This window comes from Pseudovibrio denitrificans JCM 12308 (genome assembly GCF_001310815.1).
Lineage (GTDB): Bacteria > Pseudomonadota > Alphaproteobacteria > Rhizobiales > Stappiaceae > Pseudovibrio > Pseudovibrio denitrificans.
In genome coordinates this window covers 132,014-138,487 of sequence record NZ_BAZK01000013.1, presented here as the reverse complement: position 1 = coordinate 138,487, position 6,474 = coordinate 132,014, and the positions used below count along the sequence as shown (strand labels likewise).

Sequence of the window (6,474 nt, the reverse complement as noted above, 5' to 3'; positions counted from 1 at the left end):
CAACTCTGCAAAAAACTGATCACCAACCATAAAACCGCTAGATCTCTTACCAAGGCTAGCGGGAAAGAAGTCTAGAAGAACAGCAAACTGAGGTACCTCCCCCAGAGCTATCAACCAAGTTTCCTGACTTACTAATCCGTCGCGACGGGTCGTGATTTTCTCACCAACGACCATCCAGTGCGCTTTCACTCTTGGGGCATCAGCATTTTCCAGAAGACTTTCACGGCTTTCTGAAGTCGCTACACATCGCCTTAGCTCACTATCTGAAGGATCGCGTCGCCAGACCGAAACTAAAATAGCAAGCTTGCCAAGCTCTTGAAGAGCTGCATTCAGTCGCTCCTCTCCTGAGAGTTTCATGAGCTTTCCGGGCAACTCATCCAACCGGCTAGCCAATGCCTGAGCTTTTCCATCAACCATCCGGGCAGCTATGGCCCTGCATCGCGCATTACTGTCAGCAAGAAACCCTGCAAGGCCGGTTCGCAGCTGATCAGATATCCACTGCTCCAGATCATCCGCCGCAGCGTTCAATGATGCCTCGGTTTCCTTTAAGCGCTTTTCCGCAGCAGCCTTGCTTTTTGCGAGTGACTTAGCATCTGGAGCTTTCTTCTCCTCAGATGCCATTGCTCGCGCTATGGATTTACCATCCTTGGCGTTATCTGCACTGGGCTTGGGTGTAGATTGAGTATTACGGCGGCGTCCCAGCCAATCGACAACCCAATCTGGCATTTCATCTGGCTGGAATGCATCTCCATCTTCAACGTGCATCCACATCAATGCCAAAACGTGTTTGCAAGGAAACTTGCGTGATGGACACGTACACTTGTAGCCATGATTTGAATTGTCAAAAACTGTTCGATATGGATTCGCACCAGAACCTTGGCACTCCCCCCAAACGTACGGATCTGCGGTAGAATATGCCTTCAACGGCCATTTTTTAGGCTGAGCCAGCTTATTTGCAGCTTTAAGAGAAGCTTGATCAGGAGCTAATGCAGTAATCGCGTCTAACGAAAGTGACATTTCAATTAATACAACTTAAAAATTTTAAACCCTAAAACACAACCTTAACCTTGTAATCGAAAATCATTCGTTAAACAAACGGATTAAAACTCGAAACTAGTTCTACTTATGCCTTACAACCAATACATATCCGCATATCGGGGGTTCAAGTCCCTCTCTCGCTACCATCTCTCTTCAAACGAAGATCGAGACGACAAGGCATCGCAAGGTGTCTTTTTTGTTTTAGGTTTCCTAAAAATTGTAGATCACTTGTGCTAGGCCGGCTTCTCAACTTTGGCAGCAAGTCCCCAAGCTTCAGAAGCTCACTAGTACGCACCGAGGCAACCAAACAGAAAAGCAATAGTAGGCTGTCTTTTGTTCACTCAACTTATACAACTCAATTTTACAGAGATTGGATCAGAGGTGCACATTTTGTGCACCTCTTTGATATTGATAAATCCCTTAGACTTCTCGAGTTCGCGGAATCTATTCCATTTAATGTGGTTTTGCTGTGCCTTGCACCAGTAGCTGTTAGGGTGATAGGAAACAATCAAACCGCCCCTGATCCCAACTTCAACATACTGGCGCCCAGAATACCCGCCAACCGCATTTTTTGCGTTCAAGCGACCGCAGTAACCGGTGCTCCTATTTGGAAAACGCAGCAAGTTGGAAAGTTCAGCATCCCTGATGCTGTAAGGATCGTAGAAATGCTCTTTTACCGCCTCAATCAGAAGCTTCTTATGTGCAACTGTGGGCTTTTTATCTGTCTGGACTTGTTGAACCGTCACAGTCTGACAACCTGCAATCAACAAACACAAACCAACCACAAACGAACGTGTATACTTCATTCCATAACCAAAATTTGAACTGATAAAACTCCACTATCTAGAGTTGTATAAATCAGACATGTCAATTCAAATTGTATCGGTTATGCGGGAAAATGTCTCTTTACGGCTCATTGCATGTTCTCAACGCTCTCAGCTCACGACCAAACCCAAACACTACTCCTTTTGAGTATGCTTCTTTCCCATCTTTTTCAGCTGCTCCGCGTATTTTTCACAGGGATCAATCGTTTCCACTCTGCCCGTGAACCAGACGTAGTCGAACCGATTAACATCGGCGAGGCTGTAATCACTTAATTGGAAATTATCGGAATTAACCTCGACAGCAGCAAGGCTTAAGCGACTGTCATTACTATCAAGCCACCATGGCACACCACGATCTTTGCGTGTGTGGCCCGTACCGGCAATCAAGACAGACCCTTGCTCGGTTTTCATAGCCGAGCGCATAGGCAGTCCCATGGAAGCATCTTTTAGGCGTTGCATCTCGACCAACGGTTCCAGGCTCTTACGTGGTACAACACCACAATGGGATCGCTCTAACTCATCCAGCAAACTCTCATGCTGTTCCTTGCTGAATTTCTGGCTCCACATCAGGTCTTTGGAAACATCTTCAGGCGGCACGCCACCCTTTCCGACTTTAATAAGAAGCTCACGTTCCGGAGCGCCAGGGGCTATGGTCATGCCATAGAATGCAGCTTCTTTAAAAATCGGCTCGTACATGCTCCACGCAGGCCAGCCACGCTTCTCCCATTCAAGCTTATCAGAGAGCCCGGAAACATCCTCAGGCTTCAAATCCGTCAACCACTGTTGATACTTTGGCTCGACCATCTCCATAACAATCAGCGGCTTCCTGCCAGCAACTCCCATTTGATGCACTGCTTCGGCCTGAATCTCGTGATGACGCGGATTATCATGCTTCTCGCCAACCAACAGATGATCCTGGGTAACTGCAAGTCTCCAAAAAGCATCCTGAGAAATCTGCTTGCCCGTTTTCAAATCCCAAACCGTATCCACCAACGGATGATCAGTCAGAATAAGCTCAGTTTTGGGCTTTTCGGATAGCTCATTCTGAGCACGACCGTCTTGCCCGGAAGCAGCTTCACTTGAGACGACCAGCGCACTGTAAGCTACAGCAAAGGAGAGCACATTAATGGCTTTGTTCAGCATGTTCTGTTCCTGAGGCGGGACTTTACCCACGGTTCTTATGCTCGGATTAAAAGCGTCATCAAACATCGTAATCCAAACAGAATAGACAATTACTTACTCATCATTCATGGATGAGTTTAATTTGCACATTATGCAAAAGCTGATTTGTCTTTCAAAACAAACTCCACGAGCAACCTCATAGGTCTGCCACTAAAAGCAAATGCAAGCAAACAGCTTCCACCGTTTGCTTGCATTGATCTACTTAAATCCGGCAGCCTCAAACCTCTCTAATTTGAGCAAGAAGAAGCCCTCTCTTATCACTCTCCCGCAGCAGTTACCTCCGGTGCTTCGGTATTCACCGCCTTGGGCGATGCAATCCTCAATACACCCGCTTTCAACCGGCTGAAGTCCTCGAGGATCATCATGAAGGTCGGGATCAGGAAGAGCGTGATCAGGGTTGCGAAGAGGATGCCGAAGCCAAGAGAAACGGCTGCTGGAATGAGGAACTGAGCCTGTTCCGCAGTCTCAAAGATCATCGGAGCCAGTCCGGCAAAGGTTGTTGTCGAAGTCAGGATCACAGCCCGCATACGCTGGGTTCCTGCAGCCACCAGAGCTTGACGGATCGGCATGCCCTTCGCTCGGTTGTCATTAAAGGCAGAGACAAGCAGCAGACTGTCATTCACCACAATACCGCTCAGGGCAAGAATACCGTTGATGCTGAGGATCGAGACCGGAATTCCAACAATCCAATGCCCCATGATCGCACCGGTAATGCCGAATGGAATGGCGATCATAACCACGATCGGCTGCGTGTAGGACTTCAACGGCACCGCAAGCAGAACGTAGATTGCGATGATCGTGATACCGAAGGCCGTAATCAAACCACCAATCGCTTCCCGCTGTTGCTCAACCTCGCCACCAAAGTCGACGGCAACACCCGGAAACTTCGCCTGCAGCTGAGGCAAAAGCTCTTCGTTGAAGTAGGTGACCAGCGTATCTGCCGAGATTTCGTCTTTGTTGATCTGGGCATCCAACGTCGCAACACGCTTGCGGGAGCTGCGATAGATCTCGTCAACGGTCAGATCAGAATGCAGATTGGCAACGGAAGACAAGAGGATCGGATCACCAGCAGGCGTGCGAACGTAAAGCGTTTGCAAAGCCGCAGCTGAGCTCCGCTGAGCCTCCGGGTAACGCACCCGCACCTTCACTTCTTGCTGATTACGCTGAAACTCCTGAATCTCCGCACCGCCAATAGCCTGAAACACCTGCTCGGAAATCGCGGAGGTCGTGAGACCAACAGAACGGCCATAATCCGTCAGCTCAATGTTCAGGCGGCCGCGCACAGCCCGGAAGTCATTGGTTACAGACAAAACACCTGCCTGCGTCGCCAGCATGTCTTCCACGTATTGGCTCGCCGCGATCAGCTGATCTACATCATCAAGCAGCAGTTCAACGCGAAAGTCCGCAAAGTCAAAGTCATCAGCTGCAAACTTGATGGTTTGAGCCCCTTCAACCGGCCCAACCAGCTTACGCCAACGTTCAGCAATCTCGTTGGAGGTGATGTTGCGCTCCAGCGGCGGCGTTGCAATTGCAAGAACCGTCACATTGCCATCATCACTGGCTTGCATCTCGATGCCAGTGATTGGAGAGACATCAGTGTCACTCTCTGCATCAAGCTGCGCCTTCAGCTTATGCGCGGCAGCTTCAATACGGTTCGCCTCAGCAAACAAGCGGCCATACCCAAGATCAGGCTCACCTTTGTAGGTCGCAGTCACAATCTGACGAGGAATTTCCGGGAAGAACACCACGCGCACGATACCAGACGGCACCATGTAAACCACTGCTACAAAAAGCACCACAAAGCCCAGAGCAGACAAGTACCGCATTCTCAGGCTGAGCTTCACCATTGGGCGATAAACACTCTGCTTAAACCGCTCCAACCCAGCACTTACGCCATTCTGGATCACCTTCCACCCGCGGGAAAGCGGATTGTTTGGCTTTGCATTGTGTTTGAGGTGCGCCAGATGCGCAGGCAGGATGAACTTGGACTCGATGATCGAAAAGACGAGGCAGAAGACCACCACCCAGGCAAACACAGAGAAGATCTCAGCCAAACGTCCCGTCACCAATGTGATGGGGTAGAATGCAGCAATCGTTGTTAGGACACCGAAGATCGCAGGTGTCGCAACAAGCTTCACCCCTTTGATGACATTATCAATGCCATCCCCTTCCTTCTCAGTGACACTGTGCGCACTCTCCGCCACAACAATCGCATCATCAACGACAATGCCAAGCGCAATAATAAAGCCAAAGGTCGTCAGCTCGTTAAGCGTCATGCCCCAGAAGCCATCCCCCATCAGCGCAAGCGCGCCGGCAAAGGCAATCGGCAACCCCATGGCCACCCAGAAGGCAGTACGCAGGTTGAGGAAAAGCGCAAGGGTAACAAGCACAAGCCCCATACCCATGAGGCCATTTTCAGCATCAGGGAAAGACGGTCAGAGATATTCTCACTCTCATCCTCCCAGAAATCGAACTGAATGTTGGTTGGCAAACTGCCTTCTGCCTGCACCTCGTTGATAATCTCACGCGCACGCACGGCTGCCGGAATAAGGCTGGCTTTACCGATCAGCTGAACACTCAGTTTTCTGGCAGGCTGTCCCTGATAGAGATAGATGGAGCGGTCATCTGTATAGGCATCTGTAGTCTTGGCGACATCCTGCAATCTGACCACGGTACCATCCGTTAGCGTGATCACAGGAATGCTCTCAAAGTCCTGTAGGAAGTAGCCCTGTTTGTCAGCCTTGATCAGAATGCGGCCATTCTCATTCTTCAGGCTGCCCTGCTGCGAGATGAGTGAGAAGTTACCAACCTGACGGACAAGTTCAGAGAAGCTGAGCTGATATCGCTGCAACGCATCTTCTTGCACTTCAATGGAAATTTCCTGAGTGCGCTCACCACTAATGGTGACAGACGGGATCAGTTGATCTTCCAGCAGCCGGTCTTTAATCCGCCGCGCAACCGTGTCCAGAACATCTGGATCAGCATCACCAAAAATCTCAACCTGAATGGCATCTTCAATCTCTTCAGCCCGAACAACAACCGGCTTCTCGGCTGCTGATGGCAGGGAAACGGCATCCACCTTCGTCTTCACATCAGAAAGTAGCTTATCAAGATCTGTACCTGAGGACTTTTCGATGATGATCGTGGAATTGCTTGCCGTAGACGTGCTGGTGACTTTCTTGATGCCCTCAGTACCAGTCAGAGCACGCTCAATCTTTTCCGTCACACCACGCTCAGTTTCCTGCGCAGCACCGGATTTATACTCAACGGAGATCGTAACCTGATTGGCCTCAAACCCCGGAAATCCCTCGGTTCGGATGTTCATTGCGGTGTAGACACCAGCAACAATGATGCAGACCATCAGTAAGTTTGCAGCCACCGGATTGTGCGCGAACCAGGCAATCCAGCCTTTATGAGTGTTCTGTTGCAT

General features: G+C 49.8%; 5 protein-coding genes. All 5 read right to left on the bottom strand.

The annotated features are described in order from the left end of the window. Nucleotides 1–1,017: SWIM zinc finger family protein (locus JCM12308_RS17975; protein WP_280138393.1), on the bottom strand; the 1,017-nt coding region annotated here is incomplete at its 3' end. Between the two features lie 362 nt (nucleotides 1,018–1,379). Beyond that, nucleotides 1,380–1,844 (bottom strand): hypothetical protein, encoded by a 465-nt coding sequence (locus tag JCM12308_RS17970; RefSeq protein ID WP_054784649.1) that lies wholly within the window; start codon nucleotides 1,842–1,844, stop codon nucleotides 1,380–1,382. 153 nt (nucleotides 1,845–1,997) lie between these two features. After that, the gene (locus JCM12308_RS17965; RefSeq protein WP_054784648.1) at nucleotides 1,998–3,005 is read right to left on the bottom strand and encodes a ChaN family lipoprotein; all 1,008 of its coding nucleotides are present in this window, start codon (nucleotides 3,003–3,005) and stop codon (nucleotides 1,998–2,000) included. Between the two features lie 296 nt (nucleotides 3,006–3,301). Beyond that, nucleotides 3,302–5,449: an efflux RND transporter permease subunit gene (locus tag JCM12308_RS17960; protein WP_208978705.1), complete on the bottom strand. Its 2,148-nt coding sequence runs from the start codon at nucleotides 5,447–5,449 to the stop codon at nucleotides 3,302–3,304. Then, the gene (locus JCM12308_RS32400; protein WP_208978704.1) at nucleotides 5,341–6,474 is read right to left on the bottom strand and encodes an efflux RND transporter permease subunit; all 1,134 of its coding nucleotides are present in this window, start codon (nucleotides 6,472–6,474) and stop codon (nucleotides 5,341–5,343) included. Before JCM12308_RS32400 ends, JCM12308_RS17960 begins: the two co-directional genes overlap by 109 nt.

Excerpts from the sequence above, each read along its gene's own strand:
- JCM12308_RS17960 (WP_208978705.1), bottom strand. The coding sequence starts at position 5,449 with ATGGGTATGGGGCTTGTGCTTGTTACCCTTGCGCTTTTCCTCAACCTG.
- JCM12308_RS32400 (WP_208978704.1), bottom strand. The coding sequence starts at position 6,474 with ATGCAACAGAACACTCATAAAGGCTGGATTGCCTGGTTCGCGCACAAT.
- JCM12308_RS17970 (WP_054784649.1), bottom strand. The coding sequence starts at position 1,844 with ATGAAGTATACACGTTCGTTTGTGGTTGGTTTGTGTTTGTTGATTGCA.
- JCM12308_RS17965 (WP_054784648.1), bottom strand. The coding sequence starts at position 3,005 with ATGCTGAACAAAGCCATTAATGTGCTCTCCTTTGCTGTAGCTTACAGT.